Source organism: Zhongshania aliphaticivorans, assembly GCF_001586255.1.
GTDB lineage: Bacteria > Pseudomonadota > Gammaproteobacteria > Pseudomonadales > Spongiibacteraceae > Spongiibacter > Spongiibacter aliphaticivorans.
On the sequence record NZ_CP014544.1, the window covers coordinates 3366300 to 3383932 of the forward strand.

Consider the following 17633-nt stretch of genomic DNA (forward strand, 5'->3'; position numbering starts at 1 on the left):
GGCTGGCTTTCAGCCAGCCTGTTCCGCAACCAGACCAAGCTTAATCCACGGCTCCCAGCAAGGTGCTCAATACTACAATTTTAGTTGCAAGTAACATATTGCCTTAAGATGCCAAAATTAATGGGCGCCTCGCACTGTTAACTACGCTAAAATTCTTGCGCCATACATCCCGACATCAGCCGAACAGTCCATGACCAAACCCGACACCCTCTACGCCACACCCCACGCCAATCTCGGCCGCTTCGCCTTTGACGAACACGTCGTCGAAGTGTTCCCCGACATGATTCAACGCTCGGTGCCTGGCTATTCAACGATTATCGCGATGACCGGGGTTATCGCGGGCCGCTATGCACAGGCCGGAAGCAACATCTATGATCTCGGCTCCTCACTGGGCGCTAGCACCCTGTCGATGGCTCGGGAAATTAATAAGCATGACTGCAATATTATTGGGGTAGACAACTCCGCGGCAATGATTGAACGCTGTCGCAGCTATATTACTAATAGCGTCACGCCAATTACCCTGCGCTGCGAAAACATTCAAAACACCGAAATTAGCAACGCCTCGGTAGTCGTTTTAAATTTCACTTTACAGTTTGTTCCCGCCGCCGAGCGGGCAGCGCTAATTAACAGAATCAGCGAGGCCATGCGCCCCGGTGGCATCCTCATACTGTCTGAAAAGATTCGATTTGCCGACGCTCACTTACAAGACTTAAACACCGATTTGCACCACGCATTTAAGCGCGCCAACGGCTATAGCGAGCTGGAAATTGCACAAAAGCGCAACGCGATAGAGGAAGTCTTAATTCCGGAAACCCTTACAGAACACCAGCAACGTCTGCGAACGGCTGGTTTTAGCAGTATCGACGTGTGGTTCCAGTGCTTTAATTTCGCCTCGCTGGTTGCCATTAAATGATGGATTACCACGCATTTCTCTCCCGACTTAGCCAAAATCCAAAGCTCGCGGAATGGGCGGCGCTATTGCCGGAGCAGATTAGCAATGGACTAAATGAGTCGCGCTATGGCGATCTACCACGCTGGAAGGAAGCCCTTGCCGCCCTGCCAAGCCTCACGCCAAGCGGTATCTGCTTAGATTCATCGCGGGTTGGCGCCACCGGCGATATTAGCGACCTCCAGCGCAGCACTCTGGAACAAGCCCTAAAGGGACTGCACCCTTGGCGCAAAGGCCCCTTTGAACTCTTTGGCGTGCACATAGATACCGAGTGGCGATCAGATTGGAAGTGGGATCGATTAAAAGATGCCATTGCGCCTTTGACCGGTCGCACGGTGCTCGATATTGGCTGCGGCAGTGGCTATCACTGCTGGCGGATGCGCGGCGCAGGAGCTGAGCTTGTGGTAGGTATAGACCCAACGCCGCTATTCGTCACCCAGTATTTTGCCTTGCAAAAATACCTGAGCGACCCGGCCGTCGCCGTTCTCCCCATGGGCATTGAACACCTACCAGCCAAACTCCAGGCCTTCGACACCACCTTTTCAATGGGTATTCTCTACCACCGCCGCTCACCGTTCGACCATCTATTGGCATTGCGCGACACCCTGCGTAGTGGTGGCCAGCTGGTTCTTGAAACACTGATTATCGATGGCGGTTTAGGTGAGGTCTTAGTCCCCGAAGGGCGTTACAGCAAAATGGGCAATGTCTGGTTTATTCCCAGCACTGCTAGCTTAGCCTCATGGCTAAAAAAGGCGGGCTTTAAAAACCCTCGCCTGATCGAGGTCAACCAAACCAGCATTAACGAACAGCGCAGCACAGAGTGGATGCAGTTCCACTCATTATCCGAGTTCTTGGACCCCAAGGACCCAAGCAAAACGATTGAAGGCTATCCCGCACCCAAAAGAGCAACATTTGTCGCCGAAGCGCCCTAAAATTGGGCGCTAGCAAAGCGTGACACTGGTCAAAACCTGAACAAATAACACTCAAACTTAGTCCTCGCATGACATTTATATGATACCTTTATTAAATTGATATACGCACTATTACGTAGCGCCTTGGACAATGCATGCCTCATAGCGATACCGGATTACTCGTTGACCGCCTCAAATCACAGTCAAGACAGTGGTTTGGCGAGCAGCTGTACCGTTATTTTGAGCGCCTACAAGATAATTTCCACCGCCGCGCCCTCACTGCCAATTCTGGCAGCGAACAAAATGAATTGCTCGACCAGCAGCGCGCCGTCAGGGCCGGACAGGACGAAGCCTTTCGCCTATTTGCCGATCATATCAATCACGCCTTCACCACCAAGCGCGATTATGAAGCCGGCAATTACCCGGAGCTTGACCGCCTCGCTCAGCAATTAGAGAAACTGCCCGACGACAGTTTTGCGAAAGAAAAACCTGAATTGCAGTATTTTTGCCGCGCCATCGCGCCAATCACCTTGCTGGCTGGCTTTCAGCACTTAATGACCCCACTGCGCCTAGACACCCAGCACCGCCACCAAGCCCTCACCATGTTTCAGGGCCTATTTATCAATGAGTTGAGCAAGCTTTATGACAATTTGGCGGCGACGCTGCCCAAACCAATCAACGCCCACAACCTTGCCGACTGGATTGCCCACAGCAAACTCCAATTAAGTGAAAAGAACCTAACAACCCAGCAGCGGGCATTAACAGAGTTGCGTTTGCAGCGACTGTTAAAATTGCACGACTACCGTGAAACCAGCAGTGTTGCCAAGCCTATCGAGGTCACTGACAACGAACTTATTGAGGCCGCCGCCAGTATATTCCACCAACTGAGCAACCGCCGCCGACTATCGCCAAGCATCCTCGCAGGGCTGAATACGCTGCAAAATCAAGTTAGCAGTATTGCCCTGCAAGACCGCCAAAGCTTTTTGCACTCGCTGCACCCGGCCCGCCAAGTTTGCCGACAAATCGTAAATGCCCTTAGTCATTGGGATGATGCAGACAGCAGCCAACGCCTACAATTTGAGGGGGCGCTTAAAATCATTAGCCGCAAGCTTGCAAAGAACAACATCCAGGCTAGCGACTTCACCCAGATTCGCAAACAAGTTGACGAGTGCTGCCAACACTTGTTGCAAAGCATCAAACTCAACGACAAACGCAACCTCAGCACAGACGTTGGCCAAAAACGCCTAACTAGGCTGCGCCGCAAAGTGCATGAGATGCTCGACGAAAAGACCGCAGAACTCAAACTCCCCACCAGTGTTGACAATATGCTCTACGGGCCAATGACCACTATTGTCTTATACCACTGGTTACGCCACGGCAGTAACAGCACGCCACTGCGTCGCAGTATGAAGTTAATTGACGACATACTTTGGTATATCAAACCTCATGCCGACTGGTCTGAACTGCGTCGCGCCAAAGCGATGGGCAAAGATATTGAAACTGAGCTCAGCGAAGGCTTGGCGCGTATCAATTACAGCTACCCCGCTAGCCAAGCCCTGATCGAAGAGTTACACCAACTGCGCATGATTGCCTCTGGGCGCAGCGCGAGCCTCAATCGCCCCTAAACTCAACGTTAGTCTCCGGCATTTATTTATATCCGGGTGACGGCAGCAGCAAAAAATAGGTATAATTTTGCCCCGCAAGTTTGCTCTTCATGAGCGAGCTCGGCCCGACTCCATACTCGTTAAATCGCGCCCATGCGCGATCACGTATTTAAGGTGATGACTTTGCAACTCGACCAAGCTTCTACAACGCAGCTACGCGAATGGGAAACCACCCTAGCGCAGGAGTATCAGCAGTTTAAAGCCTCCGGCCTCAATCTCGACCTTACCCGGGGCAAACCCAGCGCCGAGCAACTCGACTTATCTGATGCCATGAACCTCATTCTGGGTGACGACCTCAGCAATGAGAGCAACACCGATTTACGGAACTACGGCGGCCTCGACGGTATTCCAGAGTGCAAGCGCCTCTTTGCCGAGGTATTGGGCGTCGCCAATGACGAGATTTTAATTGGCGGCAATAGCAGCCTAACCTTAATGTACTTTGCCGTGCTCTTCGCGCAAAACCAAGGCTTTGGCGCCCTGGGCGCGAGCTGGGCCAGCGAAGGCAAGACCACGAAATTCCTCGCCCCCGTACCTGGCTACGACCGCCACTTTAGCGTATGCGAGCACCTCGGTATCGAGCTCATCCCCGTTGCCCTAAACGACGACGGCCCAGATATGGACGCGGTTGAGCGGTTAGTGAAAGCCGACCCTAGCATCAAGGGCATTTGGTGTGTGCCGCGGTTTAGCAACCCAACGGGCACCGTGTATTCAGATCAGGTCGTTGACCGCCTCGCCCAGCTCGGTAAGCTCGCGGGCAGCAACTTCCGGGTTTTCTGGGACAATGCCTACGCCGTTCACAGCCTCAGCGATGACGCGCCAGAACTGGCCAACATCATGGACCGCTGTCGCGCCCACGGCACTGAGGACAGTGTTTACCTATTTGGTTCGACCTCTAAAATCACTTATGCGGGCGCCGGTGTCTCGTTTGCCGGTATGTCTAAGGGCAACCTCAAGGCATTTAGCCAACACCTCGGTATGAGTCAAATTGGCCCAGACAAAATCAATCAATTACGTCACGTTCGCTTTTTGAAAGACAGCCAGGGTCTCGCCGCGCATATGCGCGCCCACGCCGCCGTGCTAAAGCCCCGCTTTGATATTGTACTCAAGCACCTGCGCGAAGGTTTGGCGGACACTGGCATGGCGAGCTGGAACGAGCCGCAGGGCGGTTATTTCGTCTCCTTTGATACCTTGCCCGGCTTGGCGAAGGAAGTTGTTAAATTGGCGGCTGATGCTGGCGTGAAATTAACACCAGCCGGTGCGACCTTCCCCTACGGCAAAGATCCGGACAACAAAAACATCCGCATTGCACCCAGTGTACCCAGCTTAGACGAGATTGACCGCGCCATGGCGGTATTTGTGAACTGCGTAAAATTAGCCTCGGTGCGTCAGCGCCTAAGCTAAGTAGACCACACAATAAAAAGGGGGCAGCGATTAATCGCTACCCCCTTTTTTACATCTATTTATTAACTACTCAGAATCCGGCGTCCGGTTAATCGGCCGACCTGGCGCACTGGGGAAATGCCGCACATTACTGCTGCCACCTTCCACATCGACAATTTTACCTGCGCCTTCCTTCTCTACTTCATCAATCCGCACAATCGCATGCATTGGAATATAGCTACGCGTTACGCCGTGAAACTCATTTTTGAGCTTTTCTTCGCCGGGATTGACCACAATCTGGCTCTGCTCGCCAAAAACAATCTCCTCGATCTCAATAAAACCATACATATCGCTTTGGTAAATCGCCCGCGCGTAGAGTTCATAGACCTTGTTGTTATTATTGAAAATAACTTTGTAAATAGGAGCTTGGGGCATAGTCTTTCCGTCGTTTAGCAGCACTGTATTAGCGAGAGATCGCACCGGAAAACCGGGCCGCGGATGATAGCATAAATTTGTCAAATCCACTGCACTTCTGGGTTTTAGACCACAATTTGGCTATAATGCCTCCCCAATTTTATTTGCGGCCTTTAAGGCCCTAAATCGTCAACTAATCCTATGCCTGAAACCAGCGAATCGTCTCTCACACCAGCAGCGCCCGAGCTTATTGCCAGCACGGCCACAGCCAAGCCCAAAAAAGTGTTTATCAAAACCCAGGGCTGCCAGATGAATGAATACGATTCGTCCCGTATTCAGGATTTGCTTGGGGTCAGCCACGGCATGATTCCCACCGACGACCCGAATGAAGCCGATGTATTACTGCTAAATACCTGCTCAATTCGCGAAAAGGCCCAAGAGAAAGTCTTTCACCAGCTAGGCCGCTGGCGCAAACTCAAGGCCAAAAACCCCGATCTCATCATTGGTGTTGGCGGTTGCGTGGCCAGCCAAGAAGGCAGCGATATTGGCCGCCGAGCACCCTATGTCGACCTTATTTTTGGCCCGCAAACTCTGCATCGGGTGCCCGCCATGCTCGACAGCAAAAAGCCCAAGGGGCCGATTATTGTCGACGTTACCTTCCCTGAAATTGAAAAATTCGACAACTTACCTGAGCCCAGCGTCAATGGACCCAGTGCTTTTGTCTCCATTATGGAAGGCTGTTCAAAGTACTGCACCTTCTGCGTGGTGCCCTATACCCGTGGCGAAGAAGTCAGCCGCCCCTTTGATGACGTTATTGCCGAAGTGGCGCAGTTGGCCGCCAAGGGCGTACGGGAGGTCAATTTACTGGGCCAAAACGTCAATGCCTATCGCGGTATAAACCACGAAGACGATATCGTCGATTTTGCCGAGCTCATCCACTTTGTTGCCCAGGTACCCGGCATCGATCGGATTCGTTACACCACCTCCCATCCAGTGGAATTTAGCGAGGCCTTGATTCAGGCTTATGCCACGGTGCCCGAGTTAGTCGACCACCTGCACCTGCCCGTACAACATGGCAGCGACCGCATACTAGCGGCCATGAAACGCGGCCACACCGCCGACGAATACCGCGCCAAAATTGCCAAACTCAAAGCCATACGCCCGAACATCAGCTTGTCATCTGACTTCATTATTGGCTTTCCCGGCGAAACCGATGAAGACTTTCAACAGACCATGCAGCTAATTAAAGATATTGGCTTTGACCACTCTTTCAGTTTTATCTATAGCGCTCGCCCCGGCACCCCCGCCGCCCAGCTGCCGGACGAAACCCCCGAAGAAGTTAAAAAGCAGCGCCTCGATATTCTGCAACACCACATTTTGCAGAACGCCGCGCAAATCAGTCGGCAAATGGCCGGCACTACGCAGCGCATTCTCGTAACAGGGGTTTCTCGTAAGGACCCCGGCGAATTGCAGGGCCGCACTGAAAATAATAGGGTGGTCAACTTTCCCTGTACCGATCAGAGTGTCATTGGCCAATTTGTCGACGTGGACATATTACAGGCCTACTCCAACTCTCTGCGCGGCAAAATGCGCTAGTTGTTAATGCCGGTTTGATTCTCATGCAAACCGGCCTATGATCTACATTTCCCAATTTACGCCGCAATAGCGGCACTCGGTGAATCATTGACAGCACAAGATATACAACGCGTTCTCACCCTTGAACCCAACGACCCACGCTTATTAGCGGATCTCTGCGGCCAGCACGACGCCAATCTCAAAATGATTGAACAGCGTCTGCTCGTGCGCATTGCCGCGCGGGGCAACACCTTCCAAATTAATGGCCCCAGCGAGTCTGTCGATGATGCTGTACAACTCATCAAGCACTTGTACAGCGACTCCCAAAATGGGCTTGTTTTGAATGCTGAAAGCGTTCACCTTAATTTACAGAAATCAGGCCTTGAGCAAATAAGCCGCCCGGTTGCCGATCATGTGCCAGTGGTTATTCAAACCAAAAAAGGCAGCGTTAAACCTCGCGGCGAAAACCAGCAGCGCTATGTTAAATCTATTCAAAATTGCGACATCAATTTTGGCATTGGCCCCGCCGGTACCGGCAAAACCTACTTGGCCGTTGCCTGCGCAGTTGAAGCTCTCATATCCAATGATGTGCAGCGTATTTTGCTGGTTCGCCCGGCGGTAGAGGCTGGTGAGAAATTAGGCTTTTTGCCGGGCGACCTCGCCCAGAAAATCGACCCCTATCTGCGCCCGCTCTACGATGCACTCTATGAAATGCTTGGCATGGAAACCGTCACCAAGCTCATTGAGCGCAATATTATTGAAATTGCGCCGCTGGCCTTTATGCGCGGCCGCACCTTGAACGACTCCTATATTATTTTGGACGAAGCCCAAAACACCACGCGGGAACAAATGAAAATGTTCCTGACCCGTATCGGCTTTGGCTCCACCGCCGTCATAACCGGCGACGCCACCCAGATCGATTTGCCACGGGGCACGCCATCCGGCCTTGTTCATGTGATGAAAGTACTCGGCGACATCGATGGCATCAGCATGACCCACTTTGCCGCCAAAGACGTCGTTCGCCACCCGCTGGTACAGCGTATAGTCGAAGCCTACGCCGCTTTCGAAGCGACCACTGGCGCTACTCAATGAGCCAAGTCAATCTTGATCTCGATCTGCAAATTGCCTGCGAATCTAGCAAGCTACCAAGCCAAGCGCAATTTGAACACTGGGCGCAAATAGCCTTAGCTGAGCACCGCGATGAGGCCGAACTCAGTATTCGCCTCGTTGATATCGCTGAGAGCGCCGAGCTGAACCTGCAGTATCGGCAAAAGCACGGCCCCACCAATGTGTTGTCTTTCCCCGCCGATTTACCCCCAGAATTGGAGCTGCCACTGCTCGGCGACTTGGCGATTTGCAAGCAAGTGGTTGAGCGCGAAGCCCAAGAGCAGGGTAAAGCCTGCCACGACCACTGGGCGCACATGGTAATTCACGGTACACTCCATCTCCTCGGCTACGATCATATTGACGATGACGAGGCGGAAATTATGGAAGCGCTTGAGATTGCGCTTCTAAAAACGCTAAATATTAGCAATCCCTATACCCCCATATGTGAGGACAGCACCCAAAACCATGAGTGAAGATCGATCTAGCAACGATCCAAGTGACAAGTCTTGGATCGAGAAAATAGCCCATGCTTTTTCATCTGAACCCAAAACTCGGGAAGATCTGTTTGAACTGCTTGCTGTCGCCAAACAGAACGAAGTCATTGATGACGATGCCATAAGCATTGTTGAAGGTGCCATGCATATCAGTGATATGCAGGCCCGAGAAATCATGATTCCGCGCCCGCAGATGGTGGTTCTCAAGGCAGACCAACCGCTCAGCGAACTACTGCCCATCATTGTGGATACCGGCCACTCGCGCTATCCGGTCATTGGCGACACCCTCGACAATGTCTTGGGGATACTGCTTTCCAAAGATTTACTGCCTCTGCTGTGGAAAACCCCCAACAGCGAAGATATCGATATTCGCGACATTCTCCGGCCTGCCACCTTGGTGCCCGAAAGTAAACGCCTGAACGTGCTGCTGCGCGACTTCCGGGAAAAACGCCACCACATGGCCGTGGTCATTGACGAATACGGCGGCGCGGCGGGCCTCATTACCATTGAGGATATTCTCGAACAAATCGTGGGCGATATTGAAGACGAATACGACGAAGACGACGACCTGCCCATTCGCAAAATCACTGACAACGACTTTGTTGTGCAGGCACTGACCCCCATCGACGATTTCAATGACTACTTCAACGCCAAACTCAGCGACGAGGAATTCGACACCATTGGCGGCTTATTATTAAAGTCCTTTGGCTATCTACCAAGCCGCAATGAAGTTGCCCGCCTAGATGATTTTGAGTTCAAAGTGGTCAACGCCGACAATCGTCAAATTCACCTGCTACGCATGCGGTCACTGGCAAAAATCGACGATTAAAATGCCTATTCGTTTCGTCACCGGGACACATTCAGCGTCTCGGTGAACTTTACTCTTGGTTTCAGTCTACAATGCCTTAAATACATTGGCATTTTACTGCGCACCAAGAGGAAGCTATGTTCGCAACCACCCTCGACAAGCTAAACAATATCGCCAACGCCATCATCAGCTATGGGGCATTAGCATTTCTCTTGGCTTTAGCCGTCGGCATCGCCTACCTCACCTACCTGTATATTGCCGACATTACCCAAACCCAACACGCCATCCGTCGCAACTACCCCATAATTGGACGTTTTCGCTATATTTTTGAACATTTAGGCGAGTTTTTCCGCCAGTATTTTTTTGCCATGGACAGAGAAGAACTGCCCTTTAATCGCTCCCAGCGCTCCTGGGTTTACCGCGCGGCCAAAAACATCGACACCACAGTCGCCTTTGGCTCAACCCGCCCGCTAAATCAGAACAACGAAGTGCTGTTCATGAACTGTTTTTTTCCAACCCTCAGCCAAGACGCCGTGCCCACTCACGCTGTCACCATTGGCGAAGGCTTCGCCAAACACCCCTACACCAGTTCCGCCATTTTCCATATTTCCGGCATGAGCTTTGGCGCCATTTCCAAGCCCGCTATTCGCGCCCTCAGCGCTGGCGCCAAAGAAGCCGGCATCTGGTTAAACACCGGTGAAGGTGGCTTGTCGCCCTACCACCTCGAAGCGGGCTGTGACATCGTGTTCCAAATTGGCACCGCAAAATACGGGGTGCGCGACGCAGATGGCCACCTCAGCGATGACAAGCTCCGCGATATCGCCAGCCACCCCCAAGTCCGCATGATTGAAATCAAACTCAGCCAAGGTGCTAAACCCGGCAAAGGCGGCATTCTACCCGGTGGCAAAGTTACTGCCGAAGTCGCCAATATTCGCGGCATCGAAATTGGCAAAGACTCAATCAGCCCCAACGGCCACACCGATATTCACAGCATCGACGATCTCTTAGACATGATTGTGCGCATTCGCGATATCACTGGCAAACCCGTCGGCTTCAAAGCCGTTGTGGGGTTTTCCGAATGGCTAGACGAAATGTGCGAAGCCATACACCTACGCGGCCAAAAGTACGCACCCGACTTTATCACCATAGACAGCGCCGACGGCGGCACTGGCGCGGCCCCGCAAAGTTTGATGGACTATGTGGGCCTTCCTATTCGGCGCAGCCTGCCGCTGGTGGTCGACAAACTCTGCGAATACAATTTGCGCAAACGTATTAAAGTCATCGCCTCGGGTAAAATGATTAATCCCGCCGAAGCGGCGTGGGCGCTCTGCGTCGGCGCCGACTTTATCACCAGCGCCCGTGGCTTTATGTTCGCACTGGGTTGTATTCAAGCGCTGCAATGCAATAAGAACACCTGCCCCACGGGCATCACCACCCACGACCCAGAACTGCAGCGCGGCCTCGTTCCAGAGAACAAAGCCACTCGCGTCAAAAATTACGCGCTCAACTTGATGCACGAGGTCGGCGTTATTGCACATTCCTGCGGTGTAAAAGAAGCCCGCGGCCTGCAACGCAAACACGTGTATTTAATTGACAATAGCGGCAGCCCCGAGCCACTAACCAACCGCTATCCAGAGCGCACCCCCAAACCTGAATACCTGATTGCCAGCACAGCAGACAAACACCATGGCGCCGATAACGGCGCTGCAAGTATTCCCGCCCTGCACTCCGCGAATGATACAGACATTCGCCAAGCCTGATTCATTGCGGTGCGCTAGCGCCAACGTCAGCGCACCGTTACACTAGACCCTCGCTAAATTTGGCCTTCTGCTTGGATCCGCAACCTGTGAACACCCTGCCACAGCAAACCCCACCCTCAATAAAATTTAGCCAATTTCTGTTTCTCGCCCTCGCGGGTGCCGGTCTCCCGCTTTCACTCGCACCCTTCGACTTGTGGTGGCTCGGCGTATTAGCAATGGCTGCACTCGCCGCGGGAATCAATAACACCAGTCCAAAACACAGTTTTTTGCTGGGCTGGGTTTTCGGCAGCGCCAGTTTTTTAACTGGCGTGTCTTGGGTTTATATCGCCATTCACGACTTTGGCGCTACACCCGCCTATCTCGCCTTGCCGATGACGGCGGTCTTTTGCATTTTTCTCGGTCTAGTACCGGCGCTAACATGCTACGCATATAGCCACTGGGTTCGCGCTGGCTGGGGCGGCCGCGTCCTTGGTTTTGCTGCCATCTGGGTATTGTGTGAATGGCTGCGGGGCTGGATTTTTACGGGTTTCCCCTGGCTGTACTTGGGTTATGGCCACTTACACACCGCGCTAGCGGGATGGTCACCCGTGGTTGGAGTGTACGGGCTCAGTTTTTGGGTTGCCCTGAGCGGCGCCGCACTGAGTCAGTTTATTATCGCGCCAACATCACGAAAGCTACACAGCGCCGCGCCGCTACTCGGCTGTCTGCTGCTGTTTAGCCAGGGTTATCTACTGAAACAAACCGAGTGGACCCAAGCAAAAAGCACTACACCGCTGCGCATTGGCGCGGTGCAGTCCAATATTGCCCAGGAAAAGAAATGGGCCTACACCCAATACTGGGCCACCCTTGAACTGTACGACCAAGCCTCCGAGAAACTATGGGCCGACGCCGATCTCGTGATTTGGCCAGAAGCCGCGATTCCCGCGCTCTATCACAATGCCCAGTCCTTTTTCGACTATATCGCCGAACGCGCCGCGGCCAATGACAGCGCTTTAATCACCGGCGTGCCCACCCGCTTCGATGAAAACATGTACAACTCGGCCATGGTCATTAGCGGCGGGGAAGGCATTTATCACAAGCAGCGCCTTGTGCCCTTTGGCGAGTTCGTGCCACTAAGCGGCTATATTCAGGGGCTGCTCAAAATATTCGACCTGCCACTATCCAGTTTTAGCCGAGGTGGTTCCGAGCAAGCTCACCTCAGTGTTAAAGGCTGGCAATTGGCGCCGTCAATTTGCTATGAGATCGCCTATCCAGATCTTATTGCGAAAAGTTCTCGCGGTAGCGATGTGTTGTTTACCATCAGCAACGATGCCTGGTTTGGCCACTCCATCGGCCCAGATCAGCACATGCAAATGGCGCAAATGCGCGCCCTGGAGAATGGTCGAGAATTGATAAGGGTGACGAGCACCGGCATCACCGCGCTAGTGGATCACCATGGCAATATTCAACGCCGCGTGCCGTCATTTACGGAAACCGCCCTGCGCGGTGAAGTCCACGCCCGCGAAGGCACCACGCCCTTCACCCGCTACGGCTCCACCCCCATTATTTTATTGTGCTTTGCCCTTATTCTCTGCACGCGGATCGGCGGCAAGCAATCGCCCCGCCCCAGCTAAGCTGCTAGAATAAGCGCCCTAAACTTCAACTGCCCGCTGTATAGAGAATTGACATTGCCAATGGATCATCAATACGCCCCCCGCGACATCGAAACCGCTGCCCAAGAATTTTGGCATGAGCAAGGCAGCTTCACCGCCGTAGAAGATCCCAGTCGCGAAAAATACTACTGCTTGGCCATGTTTCCCTATCCCAGCGGCAAGCTCCATATGGGCCATGTTCGCAATTACAGCATTGCCGATGTTATCTCGCGTTACCAGCGCATGCTTGGCAAAAACGTTTTACAGCCCATGGGCTGGGACGCGTTTGGTCTGCCCGCTGAAAACGCCGCCGTTAAAAACAAAACCGCGCCCGCCAAGTGGACCGTCGAAAACATCGCCTATATGCGCAACCAGCTCAAGCAGCTTGGCTTTGCCTATGACTGGAATCGGGAACTAGCCACCTGCAAGCCCGACTATTATCGCTGGGAGCAGTGGTTCTTCACCCGCCTTTACGAAAAAGGCATGGTCTACAAAAAGACCTCGGCAGTGAACTGGTGCCCCGTTGACGAAACCGTGCTGGCCAATGAGCAAGTTATTGACGGCTGCTGCTGGCGCTGCGACACCCAAGTACAGCGCAAAGAAATCCCTCAGTGGTTTATTAAAATCACTAGCTATGCAGAACAGTTAATCGACGACTTAGACCAGCTCGACGGCTGGCCCGAGCAAGTTAAAACCATGCAGCGCAACTGGATTGGCCGCTCACAAGGCGTGCAAATGCGCTTTGACCTAGAAGCCCCCGTTGCCGGTGCCGACAGCTTTGAGGTCTATACCACCCGCCCCGACACTCTAATGGGCGTGACTTATGTCAGCTTGGCGGCCGAGCACCCGATTGCCATTGAAGTGGCCAAAACCAATAGCGAACTGGCTGCCTTTATCGACAGCTGCCGCAATAGCTCGGTCGCTGAAGCCGATATGGCGACCATGGAAAAACGCGGCATGGCCACTGGCCTGCAAGCTCGCCACCCGCTAACTGGCGAATTAGTGCCGGTTTGGATCGCCAACTACGTGCTTATGGATTACGGCTCAGGCGCGGTTATGGCCGTGCCCGCCCACGACCAACGCGACTACGAATTTGCTAAAAAATACGGTCTTGGCATCAAGCAAGTTGTTGCATCAAGCAATGACGAAGCCATCGACATCGATGTCGCCGCTTTTACCGAAAAAGGTGTGTTGATCAATTCCGGCGACTTTGACGGCCTCGATTTTACCGCCGCCTTCACCGCTATTTCCGATGCCCTCATTGCCCAAGATAAAGGCCGCGTTACCACCAATTACCGTCTGCGCGACTGGGGCGTTTCCCGTCAGCGCTACTGGGGCGCGCCTATCCCCATGTTTAATTTGCCCGAGGGCGGCGAGATTCCGGTACCAGCCCACAAGCTGCCCATGCTCCTGCCCGAAGACGTAGAAATGGACGGTGTACAGTCGCCCATTAAAGCCGATACTGAGTGGCGTAAAGACGAACTCGACGGCAAGCCCGTAGAGCGCGAGACCGATACCTTCGACACCTTTATGGAGTCGTCTTGGTATTACGCTCGCTTTACCTGCCCCGACTTTGAAGACGGCATGCTCGACCCCGATCGCGCCAATTACTGGTTGCCAGTAGACCAATACGTGGGCGGCATCGAACACGCCATACTTCATTTGTTATATGCGCGTTTCTTCCACAAGCTGATGCGCGACGAGGGCTTGGTTAACTCTGACGAGCCATTTAAGCAGTTGCTCTGTCAGGGCATGGTGTTAAAAGACGGCACCAAGATGTCTAAGTCCAAGGGCAATACCGTCGACCCTCAGGCTTTAATCGAGCAGTACGGCGCCGACACCGTGCGCTTGTTCATTATGTTTGCCGCGCCGCCGGAGCAGAGCTTGGAATGGTCAGACAGCGCGGTTGAAGGTGCCCACCGTTTCCTTAAACGTTTATGGAACTTGGCCGCGCGGCATTTAGAAGCGGGTAGCCCAGCAGCACTGGATACCGCGAATTTGTCTGGACCCCAGCAGGATTTGCGTCGCAAAACCCACGAAACCATTGCTAAGGTTAGTGACGACTTCGGCCGTCGCCTCACCTTTAACACCGCCATTGCGGCAGTGATGGAATTGATCAACGACGTATCTCGCTTCCAAGCCCAAGGCCCGCAATGCTTGGCCGTTGAGCGTGAAGCCCTAGAGGCCGCCGTGCGTTTATTAGCGCCAATCGTGCCTCACATCAGCCACCAGCTGTGGATTAACTTGGGCCACAGCGAGGCGGTAATTGACGCGCCGTGGCCCCAGGTCGACGATGCTGCGCTAGTGCGCAACACCATTCAAATGGCAATACAGGTTAATGGTAAATTACGCGCTACCATCGAGGTTGCCATTGATGCCGACGGTGACGCCATTAAAAAGTTGGCTAGAGAGCAGGAAAACGTTAAACGCTTTATTGGCGATTTAACCATTCGCAAAGAAATCCTAGTGCCTAAAAAATTGGTGAATATCGTTGCAAATTAAGCGTTTGAGATTATTACTGAGCGTCGCCGCCTGCCTGTCGTTGGCAGCCTGTGGCTTTGCGCTGCGCGGCAGTACCAGCTTGGCGGCTGATATGCAGCCGGTGTACATCAGTGCCGAGCGCGACAGTCAGGAATTAAAGCAATCGCTGAAGCGACAGTTTGTGATAAATGATGTTGCCGTCACTAAGCGACGCGGTGAAGCCAAACTCATTGTGGTCATTAGACTTCTCGACGAACAGAAGCGCAGCGCGGCATTAGACCGTGAAGCCCGCGACGCGGAGTACGCACTGTATGAATCGGCCAGCGTTGAGCTGCAAGCGCCCGACGGCAAAAACCTAAAGGGCCCTCACACCCTCCAGCAACGCCGCCTCATTGTAAATGACCCCGACAACCCGGTGGGCGAAGAAACCGAATCAACCATTGTTCGCGCCGAAATGCGCGAGCAACTCAGTATTCGCCTCGCCCGCCAAGTTGAATATTGGTCAAATCAAATGCAAGCCCAGCCCTAATGAAGTTGCGCCCCGAACAATTAGCGGCACAGCTCAACAAAAATTTAGCATCGGTCTATTTGGTCTGCGGTGACGAACTGCTGATTACCCAGGAGTGCTGCGACACCATTCGCCAATATTGTCGTAAACAGGGGATTCACGAGCGCGAAGTACTCAATGTTGAACGCGGTTTTGACTGGGGACAGTTAATCGATTCAGGGCAGTCCATGTCGCTATTCGCCGATCGCAAGCTGATTGAGCTGCGCTTAGGTAGCAGCAAAATGGATCAAAAGAGCTCAGCTATTCTCCAAGAGTATTTGCAGCTCAGCGACGGCAGTAATATTTTGCTGGTGAGTTGTGGCAAGCTCGACAGCCGTAGCATGAACAGCAAATGGGTCAAAGCCCTAGATGCAGCGGGGGTTGTCATTCAAGTGTGGCCGGTTGAGCGCCAACACTTAGGCAACTGGATCATGCAGCGGATGCGCAGCATGAATCTCACGGCTGAGCCCGATGCCGTGCAATTATTGGCTGACCGCGTCGAGGGTAATTTACTGGCCGCAGATCAGGAAATTGCTAAACTCAAGATTTTGGTGGGCGACCAAGCCATCACCGCCGAATTGGTGGCCAGCGCGGTGGCCAGCAGCGCCCGCTACGATGTATTCAAACTGATCGATGCCGCCCTAGCTGGGCAAGCGGGCAATGCCCTGCAGATGCTCAATAGCCTTCTTGCCGAAGGCGGCGAAGACATTGCCATGCTCGGTGCCATCGTCAGGGAAATTCGCGGCCTTTACGCCTGCGCGCAATTAGTTGAGCAAGGTCAAAATATCGACAAAGCTTTAGATAGCCAGCGAGTTTGGGACAAACGTAAAGGGCTCTACAAAAACACCCTAAGACGCTTAAAGACTCGGCAATTAGGCGCCTTACTGCAACTCGCCACGCGTATCGACGCCGCCCAAAAAGGCCAAAGTGACGAGAATGCTAAATTGCTGCTCAGCAACTTAGTATCGGCCTTGGCGGGCCAGCGGCTAATCACCCCAGCCACCTAACAGGCGGCTATTCCGCCTTAAAACCAAACCACTTTTTGAGTTTTCCCCGCACCAAAAACAAAGCTGTCGCGAAAATCAAAGCAAGCAAGCTTGCCCAAAACTCTAAAGCATTCTCCCAAAAAATAGCCCACAACTCTGTGAGTCGCCCCTGAAACCAGCCAACCACATTCACTTTCACCTGAACCTTTAGTTCAGTAGTGGTTTTCGGGACCGGCGGACCACTGCAATCGGGGGAGTCAAATAGATTGATTATTGCGCCTACCGCAAACTCTCCCGCGTGCTGAGGATACAATTTAAAGCGCACTTCCGAGCCGCTGGGATGAATCCGAATACATTTGCTTGCGTCTGGTTCAATTCGAAAAGCGGGGGCGTAGGCTTCAATTTGGGCTGAGTCGCCCAAGGCGGCGATTGAACCTTCAGCGCTACTCATCCCCGAAGAAAAATCCGGGGCAAAGCCGTCGTCGCCAATCCATATTCGCAAATTTGCTGGCTCGCCCGGCAGCGCGAGCTGCTCGTCAACACCAAGCACTACTTTATACATTTCAAAGGTCGGAGCGAGGAGCAGTGGCGCGGCTGTTAACTCTTCGGTAGTCGCCTCATCAGCATAAATCGGGCTACCGAGCATTGTGCGTGGCTCCTCAATATCACTAGCCTCATTAACCGGCCACGGCGCTAATTTCGGCGTATCCGCGGCGGCAAGCCCCTCTGGAGAAGCTGCCTGATCAATATGGCCGTCACCGCGACTGGAGGGCCTCACTTCTTGCAGACTTGGAATCGCAAATACGACGATTAATACGATAATTAAGAGGAGTACTATCGAGATTGTTTTACTTTTCATTAGTGAAATATCCTTATTTACACCAAGCGCAAGTACCAGCACCGCACGCCAACCACGAAGATACGAA

15 protein-coding genes are annotated in these 17633 nt (G+C 53.1%); 13 read left to right on the forward strand and 2 right to left on the reverse strand.

Annotated features, from left to right (window positions below; genetic code table 11):
- The first annotated feature begins 190 nt into the window (after window positions 1-190).
- The 4 genes from cmoA (at window position 191) to AZF00_RS14955 (ending at window position 4925) form a co-directional block, all read left to right on the forward strand.
- The gene (gene cmoA / locus AZF00_RS14940) at window positions 191-913 is read left to right on the forward strand and encodes a carboxy-S-adenosyl-L-methionine synthase CmoA (RefSeq protein WP_008251702.1); all 723 of its coding nucleotides are present in this window, start codon (window positions 191-193) and stop codon (window positions 911-913) included.
- Entirely contained in the window at window positions 910-1881 is a 972-nt protein-coding gene (gene cmoB / locus AZF00_RS14945; protein WP_008251703.1) for a tRNA 5-methoxyuridine(34)/uridine 5-oxyacetic acid(34) synthase CmoB, read from the forward strand. Before cmoA ends, cmoB begins: the two co-directional genes overlap by 4 nt.
- A 134-nt stretch (window positions 1882-2015) precedes the next feature.
- The gene (locus AZF00_RS14950) at window positions 2016-3485 is read left to right on the forward strand and encodes a DUF1631 family protein (protein WP_008251704.1); all 1470 of its coding nucleotides are present in this window, start codon (window positions 2016-2018) and stop codon (window positions 3483-3485) included.
- A gap of 162 nt (window positions 3486-3647) precedes the next feature.
- Window positions 3648-4925 carry an aspartate aminotransferase type Ic gene (locus tag AZF00_RS14955; RefSeq protein ID WP_040804164.1) on the forward strand — a complete coding sequence of 426 codons (1278 nt, stop codon included), beginning with the start codon at window positions 3648-3650 and terminating at the stop codon, window positions 4923-4925.
- A gap of 66 nt (window positions 4926-4991) precedes the next feature.
- Here the strand turns inward: AZF00_RS14955 and AZF00_RS14960 are convergent, their stop codons facing one another.
- Window positions 4992-5339: a DUF1820 family protein gene (locus AZF00_RS14960; protein ID WP_008251707.1), complete on the reverse strand. Its 348-nt coding sequence runs from the start codon at window positions 5337-5339 to the stop codon at window positions 4992-4994.
- Between the two features lie 180 nt (window positions 5340-5519).
- On the opposite strand from AZF00_RS14960, the gene miaB reads away from it, so the two are divergent.
- The 9 genes from miaB (at window position 5520) to holA (ending at window position 16728) form a co-directional block, all read left to right on the forward strand.
- Window positions 5520-6914 carry a tRNA (N6-isopentenyl adenosine(37)-C2)-methylthiotransferase MiaB gene (miaB, locus tag AZF00_RS14965; RefSeq protein ID WP_008251708.1) on the forward strand — a complete coding sequence of 465 codons (1395 nt, stop codon included), beginning with the start codon at window positions 5520-5522 and terminating at the stop codon, window positions 6912-6914.
- Between the two features lie 87 nt (window positions 6915-7001).
- Window positions 7002-7985 (forward strand): PhoH family protein, encoded by a 984-nt coding sequence (locus AZF00_RS14970; protein WP_008251709.1) that lies wholly within the window; start codon window positions 7002-7004, stop codon window positions 7983-7985.
- A complete protein-coding gene (gene ybeY, locus AZF00_RS14975; protein WP_008251710.1) occupies window positions 7982-8473 on the forward strand; it encodes an rRNA maturation RNase YbeY in 492 nt (163 codons plus the stop codon). The genes AZF00_RS14970 and ybeY overlap by 4 nt, the downstream gene beginning before the upstream one ends.
- On the forward strand, window positions 8466-9323 hold the full coding sequence (locus AZF00_RS14980; protein WP_008251711.1) for a CorC family transporter: 858 nt from the start codon (window positions 8466-8468) through the stop codon (window positions 9321-9323). Before ybeY ends, AZF00_RS14980 begins: the two co-directional genes overlap by 8 nt.
- A gap of 116 nt (window positions 9324-9439) precedes the next feature.
- Window positions 9440-11062, forward strand: a complete 1623-nt coding sequence (locus tag AZF00_RS14985; RefSeq protein ID WP_008251712.1) for an FMN-binding glutamate synthase family protein — start codon at window positions 9440-9442, stop codon at window positions 11060-11062.
- An 86-nt stretch (window positions 11063-11148) separates the two neighbouring features.
- Complete coding sequence (lnt, locus tag AZF00_RS14990; protein ID WP_008251713.1) at window positions 11149-12675, forward strand: apolipoprotein N-acyltransferase; 1527 nt, start codon at window positions 11149-11151, stop codon at window positions 12673-12675.
- Between the two features lie 60 nt (window positions 12676-12735).
- Window positions 12736-15195 carry a leucine--tRNA ligase gene (gene leuS / locus AZF00_RS14995; protein ID WP_008251718.1) on the forward strand — a complete coding sequence of 820 codons (2460 nt, stop codon included), beginning with the start codon at window positions 12736-12738 and terminating at the stop codon, window positions 15193-15195.
- Window positions 15185-15703, forward strand: a complete 519-nt coding sequence (locus AZF00_RS15000; protein WP_008251720.1) for an LPS-assembly lipoprotein LptE — start codon at window positions 15185-15187, stop codon at window positions 15701-15703. The genes leuS and AZF00_RS15000 overlap by 11 nt, the downstream gene beginning before the upstream one ends.
- Window positions 15703-16728, forward strand: coding sequence for a DNA polymerase III subunit delta (gene holA, locus AZF00_RS15005; protein ID WP_008251721.1), 1026 nt, complete (start codon window positions 15703-15705; stop codon window positions 16726-16728). The genes AZF00_RS15000 and holA overlap by 1 nt, the downstream gene beginning before the upstream one ends.
- Window positions 16729-16735: 7 nt before the next feature.
- Here holA and AZF00_RS15010 read toward each other — a convergent pair whose 3' ends face one another.
- A complete protein-coding gene (locus tag AZF00_RS15010) occupies window positions 16736-17566 on the reverse strand; it encodes a hypothetical protein (protein ID WP_008251723.1) in 831 nt (276 codons plus the stop codon).
- Window positions 17567-17633: the final 67 nt, after the last annotated feature.

Excerpts from the sequence above, each read along its gene's own strand:
- cmoA (WP_008251702.1), top strand. The coding sequence starts at position 191 with ATGACCAAACCCGACACCCTCTACGCCACACCCCACGCCAATCTCGGC.
- cmoB (WP_008251703.1), top strand. The coding sequence starts at position 910 with ATGATGGATTACCACGCATTTCTCTCCCGACTTAGCCAAAATCCAAAG.
- AZF00_RS14950 (WP_008251704.1), top strand. The coding sequence starts at position 2,016 with ATGCCTCATAGCGATACCGGATTACTCGTTGACCGCCTCAAATCACAG.
- AZF00_RS14960 (WP_008251707.1), bottom strand. The coding sequence starts at position 5,339 with ATGCCCCAAGCTCCTATTTACAAAGTTATTTTCAATAATAACAACAAG.
- miaB (WP_008251708.1), top strand. The coding sequence starts at position 5,520 with ATGCCTGAAACCAGCGAATCGTCTCTCACACCAGCAGCGCCCGAGCTT.
- ybeY (WP_008251710.1), top strand. The coding sequence starts at position 7,982 with ATGAGCCAAGTCAATCTTGATCTCGATCTGCAAATTGCCTGCGAATCT.
- AZF00_RS14980 (WP_008251711.1), top strand. The coding sequence starts at position 8,466 with ATGAGTGAAGATCGATCTAGCAACGATCCAAGTGACAAGTCTTGGATC.
- AZF00_RS14985 (WP_008251712.1), top strand. The coding sequence starts at position 9,440 with ATGTTCGCAACCACCCTCGACAAGCTAAACAATATCGCCAACGCCATC.
- leuS (WP_008251718.1), top strand. The coding sequence starts at position 12,736 with ATGGATCATCAATACGCCCCCCGCGACATCGAAACCGCTGCCCAAGAA.
- holA (WP_008251721.1), top strand. The coding sequence starts at position 15,703 with ATGAAGTTGCGCCCCGAACAATTAGCGGCACAGCTCAACAAAAATTTA.
- AZF00_RS15010 (WP_008251723.1), bottom strand. The coding sequence starts at position 17,566 with ATGAAAAGTAAAACAATCTCGATAGTACTCCTCTTAATTATCGTATTA.